21 protein-coding genes are annotated in these 22221 nt (G+C 70.2%); 14 read left to right on the top strand and 7 right to left on the bottom strand.

The window, feature by feature from the left end; genetic code table 11:
• Positions 1 to 47 precede the first annotated feature (47 nt).
• The 8 genes from FHS13_RS03030 (at position 48) to FHS13_RS02995 (ending at position 8580) form a co-directional block, all read left to right on the top strand.
• A complete protein-coding gene (locus FHS13_RS03030) occupies positions 48 to 929 on the top strand; it encodes an Fpg/Nei family DNA glycosylase (RefSeq protein WP_184287116.1) in 882 nt (293 codons plus the stop codon).
• Positions 930 to 1051: 122 nt separating this feature from the next.
• Complete coding sequence (locus FHS13_RS03025) at positions 1052 to 2068, top strand: LacI family DNA-binding transcriptional regulator (RefSeq protein ID WP_184287113.1); 1017 nt, start codon at positions 1052 to 1054, stop codon at positions 2066 to 2068.
• 370 nt (positions 2069 to 2438) lie between these two features.
• Positions 2439 to 4148 carry an ABC transporter substrate-binding protein gene (locus FHS13_RS03020; RefSeq protein ID WP_184287110.1) on the top strand — a complete coding sequence of 570 codons (1710 nt, stop codon included), beginning with the start codon at positions 2439 to 2441 and terminating at the stop codon, positions 4146 to 4148.
• A 170-nt stretch (positions 4149 to 4318) separates the two neighbouring features.
• A complete protein-coding gene (locus tag FHS13_RS03015) occupies positions 4319 to 5314 on the top strand; it encodes an ABC transporter permease subunit (RefSeq protein ID WP_184287107.1) in 996 nt (331 codons plus the stop codon).
• Positions 5311 to 6213, top strand: coding sequence for an ABC transporter permease (locus FHS13_RS03010; protein ID WP_184287104.1), 903 nt, complete (start codon positions 5311 to 5313; stop codon positions 6211 to 6213). Before FHS13_RS03015 ends, FHS13_RS03010 begins: the two co-directional genes overlap by 4 nt.
• Entirely contained in the window at positions 6213 to 7163 is a 951-nt protein-coding gene (locus FHS13_RS03005) for an ABC transporter ATP-binding protein (protein WP_184287101.1), read from the top strand. The genes FHS13_RS03010 and FHS13_RS03005 overlap by 1 nt, the downstream gene beginning before the upstream one ends.
• Before the next feature lie 8 nt (positions 7164 to 7171).
• On the top strand, positions 7172 to 8080 hold the full coding sequence (locus FHS13_RS03000; RefSeq protein ID WP_184287098.1) for an ATP-binding cassette domain-containing protein: 909 nt from the start codon (positions 7172 to 7174) through the stop codon (positions 8078 to 8080).
• A 296-nt stretch (positions 8081 to 8376) separates the two neighbouring features.
• The gene (locus FHS13_RS02995) at positions 8377 to 8580 is read left to right on the top strand and encodes a cold-shock protein (protein WP_184287096.1); all 204 of its coding nucleotides are present in this window, start codon (positions 8377 to 8379) and stop codon (positions 8578 to 8580) included.
• A 113-nt stretch (positions 8581 to 8693) separates the two neighbouring features.
• Here FHS13_RS02995 and FHS13_RS02990 read toward each other — a convergent pair whose 3' ends face one another.
• The 5 genes from FHS13_RS02990 to FHS13_RS02970 all read right to left on the bottom strand — a co-directional run bounded on the left by FHS13_RS02990 (position 8694) and on the right by FHS13_RS02970 (position 13820).
• Positions 8694 to 9446: an MIP/aquaporin family protein gene (locus tag FHS13_RS02990; protein ID WP_184287094.1), complete on the bottom strand. Its 753-nt coding sequence runs from the start codon at positions 9444 to 9446 to the stop codon at positions 8694 to 8696.
• A 134-nt stretch (positions 9447 to 9580) separates the two neighbouring features.
• A complete protein-coding gene (gene glpK / locus FHS13_RS02985; RefSeq protein ID WP_184287091.1) occupies positions 9581 to 11074 on the bottom strand; it encodes a glycerol kinase GlpK in 1494 nt (497 codons plus the stop codon).
• A gap of 576 nt (positions 11075 to 11650) precedes the next feature.
• Entirely contained in the window at positions 11651 to 12658 is a 1008-nt protein-coding gene (locus FHS13_RS02980) for a threonine aldolase family protein (protein ID WP_184287088.1), read from the bottom strand.
• 65 nt (positions 12659 to 12723) lie between these two features.
• On the bottom strand, positions 12724 to 13191 hold the full coding sequence (locus FHS13_RS02975) for a MarR family winged helix-turn-helix transcriptional regulator (protein WP_184287947.1): 468 nt from the start codon (positions 13189 to 13191) through the stop codon (positions 12724 to 12726).
• Positions 13188 to 13820, bottom strand: a complete 633-nt coding sequence (locus tag FHS13_RS02970) for a DJ-1/PfpI family protein (protein ID WP_184287086.1) — start codon at positions 13818 to 13820, stop codon at positions 13188 to 13190. The genes FHS13_RS02975 and FHS13_RS02970 overlap by 4 nt, the downstream gene beginning before the upstream one ends.
• A 318-nt stretch (positions 13821 to 14138) precedes the next feature.
• Here FHS13_RS02970 and FHS13_RS02965 point away from each other — a divergent pair, with 318 nt between their 5' ends.
• On the top strand, positions 14139 to 15515 hold the full coding sequence (locus tag FHS13_RS02965; protein ID WP_184287083.1) for a GntP family permease: 1377 nt from the start codon (positions 14139 to 14141) through the stop codon (positions 15513 to 15515).
• Here the strand turns inward: FHS13_RS02965 and FHS13_RS02960 are convergent.
• Entirely contained in the window at positions 15499 to 16236 is a 738-nt protein-coding gene (locus tag FHS13_RS02960) for a FadR/GntR family transcriptional regulator (RefSeq protein ID WP_184287080.1), read from the bottom strand. The two genes, FHS13_RS02965 and FHS13_RS02960, sit on opposite strands and share 17 nt — an antisense overlap.
• 143 nt (positions 16237 to 16379) lie before the next feature.
• On the opposite strand from FHS13_RS02960, the gene FHS13_RS02955 reads away from it, so the two are divergent.
• Both FHS13_RS02955 and FHS13_RS02950 read left to right on the top strand, forming a co-directional pair.
• A complete protein-coding gene (locus FHS13_RS02955; protein WP_184287078.1) occupies positions 16380 to 16895 on the top strand; it encodes a gluconokinase in 516 nt (171 codons plus the stop codon).
• Positions 16896 to 16976: 81 nt separating this feature from the next.
• Positions 16977 to 17666: a hypothetical protein gene (locus FHS13_RS02950; RefSeq protein WP_184287075.1), complete on the top strand. Its 690-nt coding sequence runs from the start codon at positions 16977 to 16979 to the stop codon at positions 17664 to 17666.
• A 29-nt stretch (positions 17667 to 17695) separates the two neighbouring features.
• Here FHS13_RS02950 and FHS13_RS02945 read toward each other — a convergent pair whose 3' ends face one another.
• A complete protein-coding gene (locus FHS13_RS02945; protein ID WP_184287072.1) occupies positions 17696 to 18088 on the bottom strand; it encodes a hypothetical protein in 393 nt (130 codons plus the stop codon).
• 262 nt (positions 18089 to 18350) lie between these two features.
• On the opposite strand from FHS13_RS02945, the gene FHS13_RS02940 reads away from it, so the two are divergent.
• The 3 genes from FHS13_RS02940 (at position 18351) to FHS13_RS02930 (ending at position 22219) form a co-directional block, all read left to right on the top strand.
• Positions 18351 to 20015, top strand: a complete 1665-nt coding sequence (locus FHS13_RS02940) for an ABC transporter substrate-binding protein (RefSeq protein ID WP_184287069.1) — start codon at positions 18351 to 18353, stop codon at positions 20013 to 20015.
• A gap of 156 nt (positions 20016 to 20171) precedes the next feature.
• Positions 20172 to 21176, top strand: a complete 1005-nt coding sequence (locus FHS13_RS02935; protein ID WP_184287066.1) for an ABC transporter permease subunit — start codon at positions 20172 to 20174, stop codon at positions 21174 to 21176.
• Entirely contained in the window at positions 21173 to 22219 is a 1047-nt protein-coding gene (locus FHS13_RS02930) for an ABC transporter permease subunit (protein ID WP_184287063.1), read from the top strand. Before FHS13_RS02935 ends, FHS13_RS02930 begins: the two co-directional genes overlap by 4 nt.
• The last annotated feature ends 2 nt before the right edge of the window (positions 22220 to 22221 follow it).

Below are 22221 nucleotides of genomic sequence, written 5' to 3'. Positions count from 1 at the left end.
GGAGGCAGCACCGTGTCCGACACGGGCGGTTCGGAGGAGGGAGCAGGGTGCCTGAGGGCCACACGCTGCACCGGCTTGCGGCGCACTTCGACAAGACCTTCGGCGGCGGCGCCGTACGGGCGTCCAGTCCCCAGGGGCGCTTCGCGGAGGGAGCCGCCCGCATCGACGGCCGGGTGCTCACCGAGGGTGAGGCGCACGGCAAGCACCTGTTCCTCGGGTTCGACTCGGGGGAGTGGATGCGGGTCCACCTGGGTCTCTACGGCGCGTGGACCTTCGGCGACGCCGACGGTGAGCGCCACCTGGGCGCGCCCCGCGCGGAGGGGGCGGAGCGGCTCGGCCTCGTTCGCGACGACGAGGGTTTCGCCGTGCCCCCCGCCCCGGTCGGCGCGGTCCGGGCCCGTCTGGTGAACACCTCGGGATGGGCCGATCTGCGCGGCCCCTCGGCGTGCGAGGTGATCACCGAGGAGGAGAAGCGGGCGGTGCACGCCCGCCTGGGGCCCGACCCGCTGCGCGCGGACACCGACCCCGAACGGGCCTGGAGGACGGTCTCGCGCTCGCGCACCAGCATCGCCGCCCTGCTCATGCGCCAGGACGTCGTCGCGGGTGTCGGCAACATCTACCGTGCCGAGTCCCTGTTCCGGGCGGGCCTGGACCCGTCGAAGCCGGGCCGCGAGCTGGCCCGGGAGCAGTGGGACGTCCTGTGGGACGACCTGTCGGGACTGCTCCGCGACGGTGTGCGCGACGGCTACATCATCACGACCCGCCCCGAGCACCGGCCCGACCCGGACGTCCGACCGGTGCCCCGCCCCGACACCCTGTACGTCTGCTACCGCACGGGGGAGCCGTGCCGGGTCTGCGGATCGCCGATCGCCTCCCGGGAACTGGCGGGGCGTGTTCTCTACTGGTGCCCAGGGTGCCAGACCGCATAATTCCAGGCACCTTTGGGGGAAAGATCCCTTAGTGGGTGATTTGTGCGGGAGCCATGCAGTAGGATCCCCAGCTGTTCGCTTAACCGGTTCAGCGTGGGAGGTCGAGGCCCGTGGGATCGCTCATGAGGCGTCCGACGATCATGGACATCGCCCGCGCCGCGGGCGTGTCCAAAGGTGCGGTCTCCTACGCACTCAACGGCCGCCCGGGTGTCTCGGAGGAGACCCGGGAGCGGATCCTCGGCATCGCCCGCGACCTGGGCTGGGCCCCGAGCACCACGGCGCGCGCCCTGTCCCCGGGCGGACGGGTCGGCGCGATCGGCATGGTCGTCGACCGGCCCGCCCACGCCCTCGGGGTCGAACCCTTCTTCACCCAGCTCCTCACGGGCATCGAGACGGAACTGGCCTCCTCCGACACCGACCTGATTCTCAGGGTCACCGACGACGCCGGGGCCGAGGCGGACGCCTACCGGCGGTGGGCCGCGGAGCGCCGCGTCGACGGCGTGATCATGGTGGACCTGCGGATCGACGATCCCCGCGTGGCCCTCGTGGAAGGGCTCGCCCTGCCCGCCGTCGTCCTGGGCGGCCCCGGCGGAACGGGTGCCCTGCCCTGCCTGTACACCGACGACGCCTCCTCGGTCCGCGAGGTGGTGCGCTACCTCGCGGCGCTCGGGCACCGGAGGATCACCAGGGTGGCGGGGCCGGCGGAGTTCCTGCACACCCGGGACCGCACGCTGGCCTTCGAGGAGGCGACGGCCGGGGTGGGCGCGGCAGGGGACACGGTCCACGCCGACTACACCGGGGAGTCCGCCACCAGGGCGACCCGCCGCCTGCTGGCCCTGGCCGACCGGCCGACCGCCCTGGTCTTCGACAACGACGTCATGGCCCTGGCAGGGCTCGGTGTGGCGCACGAGATGGGGGTCGACGTGCCCTCGCAGCTGTCCATCGTCGCCTGGGACGACTCGGCCCTGTGCCAGCTGGTGCGCCCGTCGCTGACCGCGGTCGCCCGCGACGTGGTGGCCTGCGGTCGGCAGGTGGCGGGGATGATCGCGGAGGCGGTCGGCGGCGCGGCACCCCGTAGCCGGGAGACCGCGAGGGGTGAGCTCCAGCCGCGGGGGAGCACCGGGCCGCTGGAGCCGTGACCGCATCCGGGGAGGTGGACCTCACCACCCGGCCAGGGGACCATGGCCCCGGAGGCAAAAGCGCAGTTCGGATACGGTTCCGGGGTCTTTCTCCGGTTTCTGGACGCGTGTCCGCCCCGAGTTTTTCGGAGAAGTCGAGGTTCGATCGGCCTCGATCTGGGTACGTATGGGCATCTGCGCTGTTACAAGCAAATAACAGCGAAGTGTCAGGGATTGACGCTCTTCCACCCCACGTGTTGTTGTTAACATCACTTACCCGGTTCAGCAACGGCCCTGAGGTTCGCTTCCGTCTGGGAGCGCTCCCAACCTTCCGTCTCCCGGAAGAGGATTTCCCCCTGCACGGGCCGGCCGGGTGGAAGGAGGAGTCGAGATGAAGTCTCTTCGACTTCCTGCGGCGCTCGCGGCGCTGGCCCTCGTGGCCACTGCCTGTGCGGGCGAGGGCGGGAGTGAAGGAAGCGGCAACGGGGCCTACCCCCGGAACGAGACCCTGTACACCACGGGTACCGCGTGGGGTCCGCCGAGCAGCTGGAACCCGTTCATGCGCGGCAGCTACACGGTCGGCACGATCGGTCTCGTCTACGAGCCGCTGTTCCTGTACGACACCGAGAGCGGTGAGTACGTCCACTGGCTCGCCGAGAGCGACGAGTGGACCGAGGAGAACGTCCACCAGATCACCCTGCGCGAGGGCGTGACCTGGACCGACGGTGAGGCCCTCGGCGCCGACGACGTCGTGACCACGCTGGAGCTGGGCAAGGTCGGCGGTCCCTACACCAACGTCTGGGACTACGTCGAGAGCGTGGAGGCCGTCGACGAACTCACGGTCGAGGTCACCTTCGCGGAGAACCGCCCCCAGGAGTGGATGAACTGGGCCTACGCGAACCCGATCGTCCCCGAGCACATCTGGGGTGACGCGGACGAGGCCATGCTCTCCGAGGCCGCCAACGAGGACCCGGTCGGCACCGGCTCCTACGTCTACGAGTCCCACACCGACGACCGCATGGTCTGGGAGCGCAACGACGACTGGTGGGGCGCCGAGGCCCTCGACCTCACGATGGACGCCAAGTACATCATCGACATCGTCAACGCCTCCAACGAGGTGACGATGGGCATGCTGAACCAGCACGAGGTCGACCTCTCGAACAACTTCCTGCCGGGCATCGACCAGGTCCTCGACAGCGACCCGAACCTCGTCAGCTACTACGAGGGCCCGCCCTACATGAGGAGCGCCAACACCGCCTGGCTGGTGCCCAACACCACCAAGGCCCCGATGGACGACGTCGCCTTCCGCCAGGCCCTGGCCCACTCCATCAACATGACCGAGATCGTCGAGGGCCCCTACTCCAACCTGGTCCAGCCGGCCAACCCGACCGGTCTGCTGCCCGAGTGGGACGCCTACATCGACCACGAGCTGGTCGAGGAGGAGGGCTTCAGCTACAACGCCGAGGAAGCCGTCAAGTTCCTCGAGGACGCCGGCTACGTGGACGAGGACGGCGACGGCTTCGTCGAGACCCCCGACGGCGAGCCGATCGAGCTCAAGCTCGCGGTCCCCTCCGGCTGGACCGACTGGATGGAGGCCGCCCGCGTCATCGCCAAGAACGCGCAGGCGGTGGGCATCAACGTCGAGGCCGAGTTCCCCGAGTTCGACCTGCTGGTCGACAACCGCAACAGCGGCCAGTACGACATGATCATCAACAACGAGCGCCAGCTGAGCAACACGCCGTGGACCTACTACGACTACCTGTTCCAGCTGCCGATCAGCGACACGCAGACCACGGTCAACTTCCACCGCTACGAGAACGAGGAGGCCTGGGAACTCGTCGAGCAGCTCGCCGCCGTGCCGACCGACGACGTCGAGGCCGCCGCTGAGATCACCTCGAAGATCCAGGAGATCCAGCTGGCCGAGCTGCCCGCCATCCCGCTCTGGTACAACGGCCTCTGGGCCCAGGCCAGCAACAAGACCTGGACCAACTGGCCGAGCGAGGCCGAGGGCACGCCGGACACGCCCGCCACGATGTGGAACGGCTGGTTCGAGCTGGGTGCGATCCAGACCCTGGCGGCGATCGAGCCGGCCGCCGAGTAAGGGCTCCCCACCTTCCCCTCCCCACCTGGCGCTCCCGGTCGCGAACGGCGCGAGACATCCGGCCGGGAGCGCTTCTCCGACAGGACGCACCACGGGGCACACGGCTTCCGTCCCGTGGTGCGTCCCCGTCGGGGACCTCGCCTGTCCGCCACCGTCACCTGGAGGAACGAGTGTGGCGCTACATTGGCCGTAAGCTCTTCGTCTACCTGCTTACGTTCGTCATCGCGGTCACCATCAACTGGATGATTCCGCGCTTCATGCCGGGCGACCCCGTCCGCAGCATGCTCAACCGGGCCTCGATCAGCGATCCCGAGGCCCTCGAGCGGATGACCACCTACTACGAGACGGTCTTCGGCCTCGACACCCCCCTGTACCAGCAGTACTTCAACTTCTGGGCGGGACTGTTCCGAGGAGAGCTGGGCGTGAGCTCGATGCTCTACCCGCAGCCGGTCCTGGACATCATCCTCCGCTCGCTGCCCTACACGTTGGCCCTGCTCCTGCCCGCCATCCTGCTCAGCTGGATCGTGGGCAACCGCTTCGGCGCCTTCGCCGCCCGCAACAAGGTCCTGGACAACACCGTCCTGCCCGTCGGCTACATCCTGACCGCGACCCCGTACATGTGGCTGGCCCTGCTGCTGGCCTGGAGCATGGGCATCGTCCTGGGCTGGTTCCCGGCCTCGGGCGGATACAGCTTCTCGCTGATCCCCGAGTTCAGCTGGCTCTTCATCTCCGACCTCATCAGCCACTGGTTCCTGCCGTTCATGTCCCTCTTCATCGTCGCGCTCGGCGGTTGGGCGATCGGCATGCGGAACATGATCATCTACGAGCTGGAGGCCGACTACTCCAACTACCTCCAGGCCCTGGGCGCCCCGCGCCGCCTGATCCGCCGCTACGCGTTCCGCAACGCGATGCTGCCCCAGATCACGGGTCTGGCGGTCCAGCTCGGCACGGTCATCGCCGGCGCCCTGCTGACCGAGATCGTCTTCAACTACCCCGGTCTCGGGACCCTGATCCTGAGCGCCCTGAACAACCGCGACTTCTTCGTGCTCCAGGGCGTCTTCCTCTTCGTCGTGGTCGGTGTCCTGATCGCCAACTTCATCATCGACATCATCTACGTCCTGATCGACCCGCGTACCCGGGTCCAGATGACGGGAGGCGGGGCATGAGCAACGTCGCCGGTGCACCCGGAACCGCGGAGAAGTCCGACGGCGCCGCAGCGAAGCGCGGTTCGGAGGCCCTCCACTACGCCAGACGCAACCCCAAGCTCCTCATCGGCCTCGGCATCGTCCTCGGCCTTCTGCTGCTGGGCATCATCGCCCCGTTCTTCGTCGACCACGACCCCAACGAGTACATCGGCCCCCAGGGCCAGGCGCCCGACGGCGAGTACTGGATGGGGACGACGAGCTTCGGCCAGGACATCTGGGCCCAGTTCGTCTACGGCCTGCGCGCGACCTTCCTCATCGGGATCTTCGGCGGCGGCGTGGCCTTCGTCATCGGCACCGCCGTCGGCTTCGTGGCCGGCTACAAGGGCGGGATCATCGACGAGATCCTCAACATGCTCACCAACGTCGTCCTGGTGCTGCCCGCCCTGGTCGTCCTCATCGTGGTGACCGCCTACCTGGAGGTGCGCGGCCTCTTCGTCCAGGGTGTGTTCATCGGTCTGACCTCGTGGCCGTGGGCCGCCCGGGCGGTGCGCTCCCAGGCGCTCTCCCTGGCCAACCGCGACTACGTCGACCTGGCCCGCCTCAGCGGCCGCCGCACCTGGAAGATCATCACCAGCGAGATCGCTCCCAACATGAGCTCCTACCTGGTGATGTCCTTCATCCTCCTCTTCGGCGGCGCGATCCTCATCGCCGCGGGCCTGGACTTCATCGGCCTCGGCCCCTCCAACGGCGTCTCCCTCGGCCTCATGCTCGAGAGCGCGGTCGGCTGGGGCGCGCTCCAGCGCGGCATGTGGTGGTGGTTCATTCCGCCGGGCCTCGGGATCACGGTGATCGTGGCCTCGCTGTACATCCTCAACGTCGGGTTGGACGAAGTGTTCAACCCCAAGCTGCGGGAGCTGTGATGACTCTTCGCGTCAACGACCTGAAGGTCTACTACCAGACCCTGCGCGGGGACGTCCACGCCCTCGACGGTGTCACCTTCGACCTCGCCGACGGGGAGATCATGGGCCTGGCCGGCGAGTCCGGCTGCGGCAAGACGACCCTGGGCAAGAGCCTCATCCGCCTCGACTCGCGGATGAAGCACGTGGGCGGCACGATCGAGCTGGACGGCAAGAACGTGCCGATCGCCGACGAGAAGGCGATGGTGCCGCTGCGCTACCACGAGATCTCGCTCATCCCGCAGTACGCGATGAGCGCGCTCAACCCCACCCGCAAGATCGGGCGGATGATCAAGGACCTGATGAAGGCCCGCGGGGTGGACCCGGCCTCGATCGAGGACGAGCTGCACCGCCGCCTGGAGCTGGTGGGTCTGGAACAGGACGTCCTCAACCGGTTCCCGATCGAGCTCTCGGGCGGTATGAAGCAGCGCGTGGTCATGGTGATCTCCACGCTGCTCAACCCGTCCCTGCTCATCGCGGACGAGGTCACCTCCGCCCTGGACGTGTCCACCCAGCGCGCGGTGGCCGAGTCCATGGTGGAGTTCCGCGACCGCGGGTTCGTCAAGAGCATGGTGTTCGTGACCCACGACCTGTCCCTCGTCTACCAGATGGCGGACACGATCATGGTGATGTACGCCGGGCACGTCGTGGAGAAGGCCTCGGCCAAGACCATCGTCAACGAGCCCAAGCACCCCTACACCCAGATGCTCATCTCGGCGCTTCCGGAGGTGGGCAGCACCGAGGAGCAGGGGCGCCTGGAGGGCATCCCCGGCAAGCCGCCCGGCCTGCTCGACCCGCCCACGGGCTGCCGTTTCAAGGACCGCTGCCCGCTGGCCTTCTCCAAGTGCTCCGAGCGGCCGCCCCTGGTCGAGATCGAACCCGGCCACTGGGCCGCCTGCTGGAAGACGGGGTGAGGTAGACCGTGCTGGAACTCAAGAACGTGCACAAGGTGTACAGGGTGGGCGCGTTCGGCGGCGGCCGGAAACGCGCCGTGCGCGACGTCAGCCTGACGGTGGAGCCGGGCGAGGTCGTGTCGCTGATCGGTGAGAGCGGCAGCGGCAAGAGCACCCTCGGCAAGATGGTCCTGGGCCTGTTCCGGCCGACGGAGGGGCAGATCCTCTTCGAGGGCACCGACATCACCACGATCAAGGGCCACGCCGCGCGCAAGGAGTACTACCGCCACGTGCAGGGGGTCTTCCAGGACCCGTTCAGCAGCTTCAACCCGATCTTCAAGGCGGACCGGGTCTTCGAGATGATCCGGTCCACCTATTACCCCGGCGTCTCGGACGCCGACTGGAAGGACCGGGTGCTCGACGCGCTGGGCACGGTGCGGCTCGATCCCGACAACGTGCTCAACAAGTACCCGCACCAGCTGAGCGGCGGCCAGCTCCAGCGCGTCCTCATCGCGAGGGCCCTGCTGCTGGACATCAAGCTGCTGGTCGCCGACGAGATCATCAGCATGCTGGACGCCTCGACCCGCATCGACGTCCTGAACCTGCTCAGCGACCTCAAGGAGCGCGGGCTCGGCATCCTGTTCGTCACCCACGACCTGTCGCTGGGCAACTACGTCAGCGACAAGTCGGTGATCCTTCGCAAGGGGGCCATCGCCGAGATGGGGCCGACGGCGCGGGTGTTCGAGAACCCCCTGCACCCCTACAGCCGACACCTGCTCTCCTGCGTGCCCCAGCTGCACCGCACCTGGGCGGAGGTGGACGCCGAACTGGCGGCCAACCCGCCGGAGGACGTCGAGCTCCCCGTGGCGCCCGACGAGGAGTCGGCGCCGCTGGTGGAGGTCGAGGAGGGCCACTTCGTCGGGATCAACCAGGGTTGATCCGCGGCGGACCGGGGAAGGTGCGCGCGTCCTCCGTGCCCGTCGGAGGGGCGCGGGGCGCCTTCCCCGTTCCGGCTCCGGGTATTCCCCCGAGGCCGGTGTGTGTTGCCACACCGGAATCCCTGGTGATCCGGGGTTCATGTGGTAGGTTCAAAGAGATTGTTAGTCGTTGAATTTCGCAGTTGGTGTCTTGCCCGCGGAGTTTGTGACCGGCGGGCGGTTTCTTTTGGAGTCGGCTCGCGGCAATTCACGGACGTGCGTTCGCGTCCGTGGTACACCGAGCTGAAGGAGAGAACATGGCTCAGGGAACTGTGAAGTGGTTCAACGGCGAGAAGGGCTTCGGCTTCATCTCCCCCGACGACGGCGGCCCCGACGCCTTCGTGCACTACAGCGCGATCCAGGGCAGCGGCTTCCGCAACCTGGAGGAGAACCAGCGCGTGGAGTTCGACGTCGTCGCCGGCCAGCGCGGCCCGCAGGCGGAGAACGTCGTCGCCCTCTGAGACGAGACGTGACGCCCACCCGGCCCTCGGGACGGTGTAGGACGTGATCGGGCGCCCCCGGAAGAGCACTGCTCCTCCGGGGGCGCTCGCGTGTGTGCACCGGGCGGTCCGGATCAGCCCCCGAAGCCGGTGAGGTTCCAGATCCAGGCACCGATCACACCGCCCGTCAGCGGGGCGACCACCGGGATCCAGGCGTATCCCCAGTCGGAGGAGCCCTTGCCGGGAATGGGCAGGAGCGCGTGCGCGATGCGCGGCCCCAGGTCGCGGGCCGGGTTGATGGCGTAGCCGGTCGGGCCGCCGAGGGACAGGCCGATCGCCAGTACCAGCAGGCCCACCAGCAGCGGCGAGATGCCGCTGGAGAACAGTCCCGCCAGGTCCACCCCGCCCTGCGAGACGTGTTCGGAGTTCGCACCGATGCCCAGGACGCCCAGCACCAGCATCGCGGTGCCGACGGCTTCGGTCGTGAAGTTGGCGGCGGGGCTGCGCACGGCCGGAGAGGTGCTGAAGACACCCAGCTTCGCGCCGGGGTCCTCCGTCTCCTCCCAGTGCGCGAGGTAGGCCAGGTAGACCAGCACGGCGCCGGTGAAGGCGCCCAGGACCTGTGCCGCCATGTAGCCCGGCACCAGGGCCCAGTCGAACTCGCCGATGCTGGCCAGCCCCAGCGTCACCGCCGGGTTGATGTGGGCGCCGCTGACGGCGCCCACCACGTAGACGGCGACGGCCACGGCCATACCCCAGCCGAGCGTCACCACGATCCAGCCGCCGTCGAGGGCCTTGGACCGGGCGAGGGAGACACCGGCGACGACGCCGCCGCCGAGCAGGATCAGGATCGCAGTACCGACGAACTCCGCCAGGTATACCGTCATGACGTCACCTCCGCCCCGGAGAGGGGCTGTCGGGTCACGGGAGCCCCTCACGCCCGCGGGCAGCGGCGCGGTCGGACAGGCCCGTCACCGGGATGGATGGTCGGGGCGCCCGGCGGCGCCCCTGTCCGGGGCGCCTACTCCTCGTGCTCGACCCAGTCGAGGGTGCGCTGCACGGCCTTGCGCCAGTTGCGGTACTCGCGGTCGCGCACGGCGGGTTCCATCTCCGGAGCCCACTCGGCGTCCTTGCGCCAGTTCGCGCGCAGCGCCTCCGTGTCGGGCCAGTAGCCCACGGCCAGGCCCGCGGCGTAGGCGGCGCCCAGGCACGTGGTCTCGGAGACCCTCGGCCGGACGACCCCCGTGTCGAGCACGTCGGCCAGGATCTGCATCAGCAGGTCGTCCGCGGTCATGCCGCCGTCCACCTTGAGGGTGGTGAGCTCCACCTCGGCGTCGGCGTTCATCGCGTCGACGACCTCGCGGGTCTGCCAGGCGGTCGCCTCCAGGACGGCGCGGGCGATGTGGCCCTTGTTGACGTAACCGGTCAGACCGGTCATGACGCCGCGGGCGTCGCTGCGCCAGTGCGGGGCGAACAATCCGGAGAAGGCCGGCACGATGTAGCAGCCGCCGTTGTCCTCCACGGTCCGGGCGAGCTCCTGGACCTCCGGTGCGCTGGAGATGAGGCCGAGGTTGTCGCGCAGCCACTGCACGAGTGCGCCCGTGACCGCGATCGAGCCCTCCAGGGCGTACACCGCCGGTTCGTCGCCGAGCTTGTACCCCAGGGTGGTGAGCAGGCCGTTGTCGGAGGTCACCGGTTCGGTCCCGGTGTTCATCACCAGGAAGGTCCCGGTGCCGTAGGTGCCCTTGACGTCGCCGGGGTCGAAGCAGGTCTGGCCGAACAGAGCGGCGTGCTGGTCGCCCAGGGCGGAGGCGACGGGGGTCCCCTCCAGGAAGCCGCGGGCCTCGCCGTAGACCTCGGAGGAGGAGCGGATCTCCGGCAGCACGGCCTCGGGGATGCCCATGGCCTCCAGGGTCGCGCCGTCCCACTCCAGGGTCCGCAGGTTCATCAGCATGGTGCGGCTGGCGTTGGTGACGTCGGTGACGTGGCGTCCGGTGAGGTTCCAGATGATCCAGGTGTCCATGGTGCCGAACAGGACCTCGCCGCGCTCGGCGCGCTCGCGCAGTCCGTCGACGTTGTCGAGCAGCCAGCGGAGTTTGGGGCCGGAGAAGTAGGTGGCCAGGGGCAGGCCGCAGCTCTCGCGGAACCGGTCCTGGCCCTCGTCGCCGCCGAGTGCGCGCACCAGGGTGTCGGTGCGGGTGTCCTGCCAGACGATCGCGTTGTGCACGGGCTCTCCGGTGGCCTTGTCCCACACGACCGTCGTCTCGCGCTGGTTGGTGATGCCGATGGCGGCGACCTGGTCGGGCGTGATGCCGTTCTTCTCCAGGCAGTTGCGCAGGACCGCCTCGACGTTGCTCCAGATCTCCGCGGCGTCGTGCTCGACCCAGCCCGGCCGGGGAAAGACCTGGCGGTGCTCGCGCTGGTCGACGGAGACGGCGTTGCCGTCCCGGTCGAAGAGGATGCAGCGGCTGGAGGTCGTGCCCTGGTCGATCGCGGCGACGTACTGCTGACTCATCGGAAAATGCTCTCGCCTTCAGGTGGAGGGCCGGGGAAACGGGGCTGGGAATGCGCGAAGCCGGGCTATATCCGCACGTTGTGTGACATTGGCGTATAACAGGCGTTAGTTTTGTTCCTCCCTCTTCCCGCGTCAAGGCTGCGTCACGCAGCAGTGTCGCCCAGGTCACATTCCCTTGGGCAACGATCGCAAGGCGTACGGGCATGCGGAAGCCGCCGCGCGGTCGGGGCGCGGCGGGACGGGCGGCCCAGGAGGACCGGCAGGGGCCGTACCCGGCTCTCGGGAGACGGCGCGGGCGGCAGCGGCCGACCCCGGCGTCCCGCTCGGTGAAGCCCACGTGCCGAAGGGTGCGCAGGATGCCGAGCACGGTCTCCCCGGGCAGCCCCGGGGAGCGGGAGGTCTCCGCCGGTCCCGGGCGCGGGGCGCCGTCGGCGAGCGGCTGCGGGGCGGCCGCCGCGCGTCCGGCCGACCGGGTTCTTCCCGGCACGGGAACGACCGCTCTGCCCCGCGGCGACGCCGTACGGGGATGCTGCGGTTCGGGGTACCGGCCGGCACGGTGCCGACGGGACCGGTGCCTCAGAGCTCGGCGGCGGCCTTGGCCACGGCACGGGCCGCCTCGTCGGCGTCCCGGTCGGTGATCTCCAGGTGCATCACCAGGCGGACCGTGTCCGGACCGATGGACAGGGCGCGGACGCCGTGCCCGGCCAGGGCCGCGAGGAACCGCTCGCCCGTGCCCTGCGGGGTCTCCAGCAGGACCATGCTGGTCTGCGCACGCGCCGTGATCCCGGGGGCCTCCCCGATCCGGTCGGCCAGCGCGGCCGCGCGGCGGTGGTCCTCGGACACGCGCTCCCGGTGGTGGCGCAGCGCGTACAGCGCGCCCGCGGCGATGACGCCCGCCTGCCGCATCCCCGCTCCCAGCATCTTGCGGGCCCGCCGGGCCCGGGTGATGCTGTCCGCGTCGCCGGCCAGGGCCGAGCCGACCGGGGCGCCGAGGCCCTTGGAGAAGCACACCGACACGGTGTCGAAGCCCTCGGCGACCTGTGCGGGGGAGGCCTCGAGCGCCGCCGCGGCGTTCCACAGGCGGGCTCCGTCCAGATGGGCGCGCAGGCCGTGGCGGTGGGCGAAGCCCGTGACCCTTCGCTGGTCGGCGAGCGGTACGACCCGGCCGGTGAAGGTGTTCTCCAGCCAGACGAGGGCGGGCTCGGCGCGGTGGATGTCGCCGCGGCCGGAGATCCACGACTCCAGCAGTGCGTCGGAGGGGGCCGGCGTCTCGGAGTGGAGACGGGGCAGCGCCCGGGCGAGCACGGCGGTGGCTCCCTGCTCGTCACCCACGAGGTGGTGGTGCTCATGGGCCCACACCTCGTCGCCGCTGCGCACCGAGACGTACAGGCCCAGCTGGTTGGCCATGTGACCGGACGGGACGTAGAGCGCGGCCTCCTTGCCCAGGAGCGCGGCGGTCTCCTCCTCCAGCGCGCGGACGGTGGGATCCTCGCCGAAGACGTCGTCACCGACCTCGGCCTCGGCCATGGCGCGCCGCATCTGCGGGGTGGGCCGGGTGACGGTGTCCGAGCGGAGGTCGATCATGGCGGGCATCCTCGTGGTCCGGGGCGGGTGTCCCCAGACGATACCGGCGCTCCCGACCCGTGCGTTCAGGGTCCGGCCCCGCCGATCCGGTCCATCGCCGCGGAGAGGCGGTGCAGGGTCTCCAGGGCCTCCCGCGCCTCCTCCGGACCCAGTTCGGCGAGCAGTGCGTCGGCGAGGCGGCGGTGGGAGGGGGTGATGCGGCGCAAGGCGGTGCGGCCCTCCTCCGTGGGGGCGAGCAGCTTGGCGCGGTGGTGCGCGGGGTTGGGCCGGTACTCGGCGAGACCCTGGCCGACGAGGAGGTCGGCGATGCGCTGGACGCTCTGCCTGCTGGTGCCCAGGCCGCGGGCGATCGCGGAGACGGACAGGGGCTCGGTGGTGACCGAACCCAGCACCTGCCAGCGGGCGGCGGTGAGCCCGGCCTCGCGGGCGAGCTCCTCCGAGGCCGACAGGAACTGGCCGTTGAGCCGGAAGACGGTGAGCGCGGTCCCGGTGAGCAGCTCGGCGGGCGCGCGGTCGGGGGAGGGCACGGTCAGGACCCCTCCACCAGGGAGAAGTAGGCGGTGGGGTCGTGCTGTGCGTACAGGCGGTACCAGGCGTCCAGCACGCGCGGGGTGAACAGGTCGAGCGCGGTGAAGATCTCGCGGGCGAACTCCAGGGACGCGGTCGGTCCTGCCGTGACGAGGCCGTCGTCGGTGACCGCGAGCGCGTCGCGGTAGCGGCTGGTCCCCGCGTAGCCGGTGGCCAGCAGGTACTCGGGAGCGGCGCTGGTGTGGTCGCGGTGGTCGAGCAGGCCCTCGCGGGCCAGGCCGGCGGTGGCGCCGCAGATCGCGGCCACCGGAACCCCCGCGTCGAGGAAGATCCCGGCGGCCGAGGCGAAGGGGGTCATCTCCTCGGGGTCGCTGTCCCACAGGGAGGAACCCGGCAGGATGAGCATCGAGCTGGACGACGGCCTGACCTCGGGAAGCGAGGTGTCGGGCAGGACGGTGAGGCCGCCCATGGTGGTCACCGGGGCTCCGGTGAGGCCGACGGTCACCACGTTGTGGCGGCCGGGCACGCGCTGCCCCTCGCCGCTGCGGATGGTGGCGATCGCGTGTCCGATCTCCCCGTCGGCGAGTTGGTCGTAGACGGCGAGGTGGACGGTCTTCTCGAACTCTTCTTTCATGTCAGCATCCTGTCATGTTGACAATATGTTGTCAACGCTGGCGCGGGATGTGCGGTGCCGCCCCCGCGCCCGATCGACGGGTAAGCGCCATGATGCCGCCGGGTGGGGGTGCTTGTCGCGACTTCGGGGAAAACACCGGGAATCACCGCGAGAGGGCATCTCCGCAGGTGGTAGGACGCGAGAGGTTCGGGCGACCGTTCGCAGAACTTCACAAATGGTATTACCATTCACTGGGCCGCCTCCCCGAGGGCGTACCCGGCGACCTGCCGTGACGTCCCTGTGCGTCCGACACCGACCACCGCACCGGAAGGCTCCACCATGGAGAACTTCGAGCCCGTCCACGGAACGGGCGCCCTCCTCGGGATCGCGGCGGGGGCCGTCGCGCTCCTGCTGTTCCTCATCATCCGGCTGAGGCTGCACGCCTTCGTCGCCCTCGTCCTGGTCAGTGTCCTGACCGCCCTCGCCGCGGGCATCCCCGTCTCCGGCGTGGTGGACGTCCTCCTCGAAGGCTTCGGCGGCACGCTCGCCAACGTCGCCCTCCTGGTGGGGCTCGGCGTCATGATCGGCCGCATGCTGGAGACCACCGGCGGCGCCGCCGTCCTGGCCGGGGCGCTGATCAGACTCTTCGGCGAGAAACGGGCCCCGCTCGCCCTCGGTGTGGCCTCGCTGCTCTTCGGCTTCCCGATCTTCTTCGACGCAGGCCTCATCGTCATGCTGCCGATCGTCTTCAGCGTCGCCCGGCGCCTCGGCGGCTCCGTCCTGCTCTACGCGCTGCCCGCGGCCGGCGCCTTCGCGGTCATGCACGCCTTCGTGCCGCCGCACCCCGGTCCCGTCACCGCCGCCGTGGAGATCGGGGCCGACATGGGCCTGACCCTGCTGGTCGGCACCGTCCTGGCCGTGCCCACCTGGTACCTGGCCAGCTACCTGTACGGCCTGTGGGCGGGTCGGCGCTGGGAGCTCCCCGCGCCCGACGACGTCATGTCGGACGGCAGTGTCACGCACGAGAACCCGCCGCGTCTGGCCACTGTTGTCGGCATCCTGCTGCTCCCGATGCTGCTGATCTTCGCCAACACCGGTGTGAACACCCTCGTGAGCACCGGCACGGTCCCCGAGGACGCTCTGTGGGTCGCGGTCGCCTCGCTGATCGGTGCGACACCCATCGCCCTGCTCATCACCGTGCTCGTGGCCATGCCGGTACTCAGCCGGGGGCGCTTCACGCGCCGCCGTGTGGAGGAGATCGTCGGCGACGCCCTCGGCCCGGTGTGCGCCATCATCCTCATCACGGGCGCGGGCGGCATGTTCGGCGGGGTGCTGCGCGCCAGCGGCATCGGCGACGCCCTGGCCGGGACCCTGGAGTCCACCGGCCTGCCGGTGATCGTCGCGGCGTTCGCGATCGCGCTGGCCCTGCGGGTCGCCCAGGGCTCGGCCACCGTCGCCATCACCACCGCGGCGGGCCTCATCGCCCCCGCGGTCCAGGCCTCGCCGGGGCTGTCGACGATCGACCTGTCCCTGATCGTCATCGCGATCGCCTCGGGCGCCACCGCGCTGTCGCACGTCAACGACTCGGGCTTCTGGCTGGTCGGCCGCTTCCTGGGTATGGACGTCAAGACCACGCTCAAGACCTGGACCGTCATGGAGACGCTGATCGGCTTCATCGGCTTCGGCCTCGCGGCCGGCCTCAGCCTGGTTCTGTGACCCTCCTGTGCTCCGGTCCGTGCTCCGGGTCGGCCTCCAGGGCCTCGGCGACCTCGGTGACGATGGAACGCATCGCCGCCTCCGCCGCGTCGGGGAGGCCGTCCCGGACGGCCCGGGCGACCTCCGCGTGCAACCGCAGCGCCTCGGGGCGCGGACGGCGCGGCATCAGGTCGTAGGAGGTGCGTCCGACCAGGACCTCCGAGACGACCTGGGCCAGTCCGGCGAGCATCTCGTTGCCGGACAGTTCGAGGATGCGATGGTGGAAGGCGATGTCCAGTTCGAGGAAGGCATCCAGGTCCCCGGCGCGGCCCGTGCGGTCGAGGCGGTCGGCGATCTCCATGAGCCGGGCCCGTTCCTCCGCGTCGCCGCGCACGGCGGCCAGGGCGGCCGCGCCCGGCTCGACGGCGGCGCGCAGCTCGTTGAGGGAGCGCAGCTGCTCCATCCGGCCCGGCCCGGCCAGGCGCCAGCGGATCAGCTGGGGGTCGAAGACACTCCAGTCCCGCCGGGGGCGCACCCGGATGCCCGTCCGGGGCCTGCTGACCACGAGGCGCATGGACTCGAGCACGCGGACGGCCTCGCGGGCCACGGTCCGGGAGACGCCGAAGTCCTTCTCCAGACCCTGGAGGGTGAAGGAATGGCCCGCGGCGTACTCGCCCGCGGCGATGGCCGGTCCCAGCACCGACAGCACCCGGTTGTGCAGCGTGCGGTGGTCAGCGCCCATCGTTCTCCCTGTACCCGGCTCCGTGTCCGCGCCCCCTGTGGCCGGTTCCGGACGCGGGGACAGGCTGAAGCCTAACGGGACCGATCGATATCACTATGGGTGGCGGTGCCTGCGCTCGGCAGGACCCACGACACGGAGAAACCATGCACTTTGTCTTCATGGGAGTCTCGGGCAGCGGCAAGACCACGGTCGCCGTGCGGGTGGCCAAGGAACTCGGGCTTCCCTTCGCCGAGGCCGACGACTTCCATCCCCGGTCCAACGTCGACAAGATGGCGGCGGGCATTCCCCTCACCGACGAGGACCGCAGGCCGTGGCTGCATGAGCTGGCGGACTGGATCGGTGAGCAGGAGGCCCTCGGCGAGTCGACCGCGATGGCGTGCTCCGCGCTCAGGAGAAGCTACCGCGACATCCTGCGCGCGGCGGCACCGGGGGTCTGCTTCCTGCACATGGACGGCCCCGCCGAGGTGATCCTGGGGCGCCTCGAGGCCCGCTCCGGCCACTTCATGCCCTCCGCCCTGCTCCAGTCGCAGCTGCAGACCCTCGAGCCGCTGGAGCCCGACGAGGAGGGCCGGGAGTTCGACGTCCGGGCCGACAGCGACACCCTCGCGGGGCAGGCCCTGGAGTACGTCCGGGAAAGGATGCGCGGCACCGGCGCCTGAGACCCGCAGCCTCGGACAGGGGAGCGGAGATGCCCGGTTTGCGCCTTGCGCGGCGGCTTGGAGCGCGGGACCCTGTTCGGCATGCATGATTCCGTTTCGTCCCCCGCCACCCCCTCCCCAGGGCCGCTCCGGTCGGTACTGGCCTTCGCGGCCGACCTCGTTGCCGAGCGCCATCCCGGGGTGCGACCCCCGCTGGACGTGCGGCAGACCTTCGCCCTGATGTTCACCGTGATTCCGGTGCACGGGCTCCTGGGGTACCTGCTCTGGGAGCTGCTGGACGACGGACTGCCCTCCGCCGTCGGAAACGACCTGCGGACACTGCTGGTCGTCACTGCCTGCTCCGCGCTCCTCCTGGCGGCACTGGCCGTGCCGGTCCTGCGCGGCGGCCACATCCTGTGGCGCCTCGCGCAGGCCGGTGCCCTGGTCGCACTCGGCAACGGTCTCGGTGCGCTCCAGGTGTCGTCGAAGCTGGCGGACACGACCCTGCTCCTCGGTGCCCTTCTCGCCGTGCTCACGACCGTCGTCCTCAACATCGCCCTGTGGAGCACCGAGGTCCGCCGCTGGTGCGGCGCCGTGCCGGTTCCCGGGGCGAAAGCGGTCTCCCCGGGGACCGCAGACCCCGCGGCGAAGGGTCTCGTACCGTTCGCGCCCGCCGCCGCGCGGCAGGAGCGGCCGCTCTCGGAGTCCGCCGGGCCGGCCGTGTCCGCGTCCGCCGACCCCGGGGAGAAGCCGGGCGCGGAACCGGAGGAGAGGAACGGCACGCAGGACTGAACCGGTCTCCCCACCTCTTCACGTCCGGGTCACTCGCCCTCGCCGTCCGCCAGGGCGTCCAGGCGGGCCAGGTGCTCGCTGTCGTCCTCGCCGTGCCGTGACGCGTAGGCCTCGCGTGCCTCGTCGGCGATGTCGGCGCTCTCGTCCTCGAACCCGTAGTCGGCGAGGTCCTCGAGGAGGTCGACGGCCCGGTGCAGGAGGTCGGGCTCCTCGTCGTCCTGCCCGGGAGAGTGCTTTCCGATGGCGGAGAGCACGGCGTCGCGGGCCTCGTCCGCAGCGTTCTCCGAACCGGCCGCGGCGGTCAGCCGGATCCTGGTGATGGGGTCCTCGTCGGCGACCAGCATCAGCTGCTCGGCCAGCCAGGCACTGTCCTGGCTCTCGAGGAAGGCGGCCAGCGCCGCATCGTCAAGGGGTGAGGTCATTCCGAGAGCATAAGCGCATCGGGGCCGTCTCCGGGCGCCGGAACGAGACAATCAAGACATAAGGGCGTTAAGAGTATAATTAGGGATAAATATTTTCGGGGTGGACAAGCTGTCCATAAAACCGCAACTATGAATTGCGGCACAGATGGGAAACGGTTGTATTAATACCCAGCCGTCTATCTTCCCAGCTGGTACGGCCCCCGCTAGGGTCCACTCAATCGATCCGGGCACCCCCGGCCCGCTTCCCCCCATTGAGGTGGACATGTTCACGAAGCCCTCCAGGAAGCTGCTGGCCCCCCTGGCCGCAGCGGCCTCCCTCACGCTGCTGGCCACGGCCTGCGCGGAGAGCGAACGAGACGAGGGGGGCCAGGAGGCCCCCTTCGTGTTCGGTTCCGCAGGCGACATCAAGTCTCTCGACCCCTTCCTCGCCAATGACGGCGAGACCTTCCGCTACAGCCGTCAGGTGTTCCAGACCCTCCTCGAGCACGAGTCCGGCGGCAGCGAGATCGTCGGCGGACTCGCCGAGGACTGGGAGCAGTCCGAGGACGGTACCGTCTGGACCTTCCACCTGCGCGACGGCGTGGTCTTCCACGACGGCGACGAGCTCGACGCCGAGGCGGTCTGCGCCAACTTCGACCGCTGGCACAACCTGTCCGGCCCCTGGCAGAGCTCCAACAACTCCTACTACTGGCAGGCGATCTTCGGCGGGTTCGCCGAGAACGAGGACGAGGCCCTGCCCGAGTCCCGCTACGTCTCCTGCGAGGCCACCGACGAGCTGACCGCCGTCATCACCATCACCGAGTACTCCTCGATCTTCCCCGGCGGCTTCAGCCTCGCCGCGTTCGGCATCATGAGCCCCAGCACGCTGGAGGCCATCGCCGACGCCGAGATCACCGGCGAGGAGGGCAACTACAGCCTGCCCGACTACACGCGCACACCCGGCACGGTCGCCGGTACCGGCCCGTTCACCGTCGAGGAGTGGAACCGCGACCAGGCCGAGGTCACCCTCAAGCGCTTCGACGACTACTGGGGTGACACCGCGGGCTTCGAGACGATGATCCTGCGGGCCATCCCCGACGAGAACGCACGCCGCCAGGCCCTCGAGGCCGGGGACATCCACGGCTACGACCTGGTCGCGCCCGCCGACGTGGAGCCGCTCGTGGAGGCCGGCTTCCAGGTGCCCACCCGCGACGTCTTCAACGTGCTCTACCTGGCCTACCAGCAGGAGACCAACGAGGCCCTCGCCGAGCTCGAGGTCCGCCAGGCCCTCGCCCACGCCGTCGACCGCCAGCGCATCGTGGACACCATCCTCCCCGAGGGCGGCGAGGTCGCGACCCAGTTCCACCCCGACACGCTCGACGGCTGGTCCCCGGACGTCACGACCTACGAGTACGACCCCGAACGGGCCGAGGAGCTGCTGGAGGAGGCCGGCCACGCCGACCTGACCATCGACTTCTGCTACCCCACCGAGGTCACCCGCCCGTACATGCCGGCGCCGCGCGACATCTTCGACGTCATTTCCGCCGACCTGGAGGCCGTGGGCGTCACCGTGGAGGCCAAGTCCTACGAGTGGACCGAGTACATCGGCCGCACCGACAGCGGTGAGTGCTCGCTGTACCTGCTCGGCTGGACCGGCGACTACAACGACGCCTACAACTTCATCGGCACCTGGTTCGCCGTGCAGAACGACGCCTGGGGCATGGACGAGCCCGAGCTCTTCGATGCCATGGCCGAGGCCAGCAGCAACCCGGACCAGGAGGAGCGCATCGCCGCCTACCAGGAGCTGAACGAGCAGATCATGGAGATCCTGCCGGGCCTGCCCATCTCCAGCTCCCCGCCGTCCATCGCGTTCGCCGCGAACGTCGAGCCCCCCGCCGTCAGCCCGCTGACGCAGGAGAACTTCGCAGAGGGCTCCTGGAAGGAATAGGCCCTTCCCCACCCTCGACGGACGGCCCGACAGCCGCGGTCCGCGAGGACGGGTTCCGGCCGGGACCCTTGAGGTGCCGGCCGGAACCGCTTCGTGCTCCCGCCGCGGCTCCGGCCGCGGCCCCTCCCTGTCCACCACTGGCGAAAGGCGGCGAAGGTGCTGCGATTCCTCGTCAGGCGTACCCTCCAGCTGATACCGACCCTGGGCGGTCTGTCGATCCTGCTGTTCGTCTGGCTCCAACGGCTGCCCGGCGGCCCCGAGTACGCCCTCCTCCCCGATGACGCGACCCCCGAGCAGCGAGAGCAGATGCGCCGATCGCTCGGGCTCGAGGAACCGATCGCGGTCCAGTACCTCACCTTCCTGCGCCGGATCCTCCAGGGCGACCTGGGCACGTCGCTGCAGACCGGGCGCCCGGTCCTGGAGGAGTTCCTCACCCGTTTCCCGGCCACGTTCGAGCTCTCCGTGACCGCGATGGCCATCGCCGTCTCGGTGGGCCTCCCCCTCGGCTACCTCGCCGCCCGCCGGCGGGGCGGCGTCCTGGACTTCGCCGCCGTCGGCGGATCCCTGCTCGGCATCTGCACCCCGGTCTTCTTCCTGGCCTTCGTCCTCAAGGTGGTCTTCTCCGAGGGACTCGGCCTGTTCCCGTCCGCCTTCCGGCTCTCCCCGGGGCTGAGCCGCACCGAGCTCAGCGGCTTCGTCGTCCTGGACGGGCTGCGCACCGGTGAGCTGGACGTGGTGTGGGACGCCCTGCTCCACCTGGCCCTGCCCGGCGTCGCACTGGCGTCCATCCCGCTCGCGGTCATCGTCCGCATGACCCGTGCCAGCGTCCTGGAGGTCCTCGACGAGGACTACGTGCGCACCGCGGACGCCAAGGGCCTGCACCGCTCCACCGTGCGGACCCGCCACGTGATGCGCAACGCGATGCTGCCCGTGGTCACCTCGATCGGACTGCTCACCGGCAGCCTGTTCGCCGGGGCGGTCCTCACCGAGAGCGTGTTCGCCTTCCCCGGGATCGGCTCGTTCGTGTACGTGGCGACCCAGACCCGCGACTATCCGGTCCTCACCGGGTTCATCCTGGTCATCGCCGCCATGTACGTCCTCATCAACCTGCTGGTGGACATCTCCTACAGCCTCCTCGACCCGAGAGTGCGGGCCCAGTGACGACGACACCGAGTTCCCAGAACCTGCCCGGGGACCCGGGCACGGCCGTGCCGGCCGAGGCCGGCGGAGACGGGCGCACCCCCCTCCTCGGCCGCAGGGCCGCCAAGGTCGACCGCCTCGCCGAGCTGATGGGGGAGCGCGCCGACGACGGCCACGGCGCCGGCGTCTGGCGCACGGCCTTCCGGCGCCTGCGCCGCAGCCCCATGGCGATCAGCGGCGCCGTGATCGTCGCCCTGTTCCTCCTCGTCGCCCTGTTCGCGCCGCTCATCGCGCCCTACAGCGCCACGTCGCAGGCCTGGGGCAACGAGGTCTTCCCCAACCAGAACGTCTTCGTCGGACCCCGTGCCGAGAACTGGCTCGGGCTGGACAACCTCGGCCGCGACCAGTTCTCCCGCATGGTGGTCGGCGCCCGCCAGACGCTCCTCGTCGGCGTGGTCGCCACCCTCGTCGGCTTCTGCGCCGGCGCCCTGCTCGGAGGAAGCGCCGGCGCGGCCGCCGTCCTCGGCGGCCGGCGGGGCGCCTGGTACGACAACGCCGTCATGCGCGTCATCGACATGATGCTGGCACTGCCCACCCTGCTGCTCGCGGTCACGGTCGCCGCACTGGTCGGCCCCAGCCTGACCACGGTCATGCTCGCGGTCGGTATCGCCCAGGTGCCGATCTTCGCCCGCCTGCTGCGCGGGGCGATGATCTCCCAGGGCAGCCGCGACTACGTCCTGGCCGCCCGGGCCCTGGGGGTGCGCAAGCGGAGGATCGCGCTCGCGCACATCCTCCCCAACTCGCTGGGCCCGGTCATCGTGCAGTCCACCCTCACCCTGGCCACCGCCATCATCGACGCCGCCGCCCTGTCCTACCTGGGCCTGGGCAACCCCGACCCGTCCTTCCCCGAGTGGGGGACGATGCTCGCCGACGCGCAGAGGTTCCTGTCCAGCGCACCGCAGCTGGCCGTGTACCCGGCGCTGGCCATCATCGTCACCGCGCTGGGCTTCACCCTGCTCGGTGAGGCCATGCGGGAGGCCCTCGACCCGAAGCTGAGGAAATGACC

The organism is Nocardiopsis algeriensis (genome assembly GCF_014203695.1).
In the GTDB taxonomy this organism is placed as follows: Bacteria; Actinomycetota; Actinomycetes; order Streptosporangiales; family Streptosporangiaceae; genus Nocardiopsis; species Nocardiopsis algeriensis.
The sequence above is the reverse complement of the archived record's forward strand: the minus strand, read 5'-3'. Positions and strand labels throughout refer to the sequence as shown.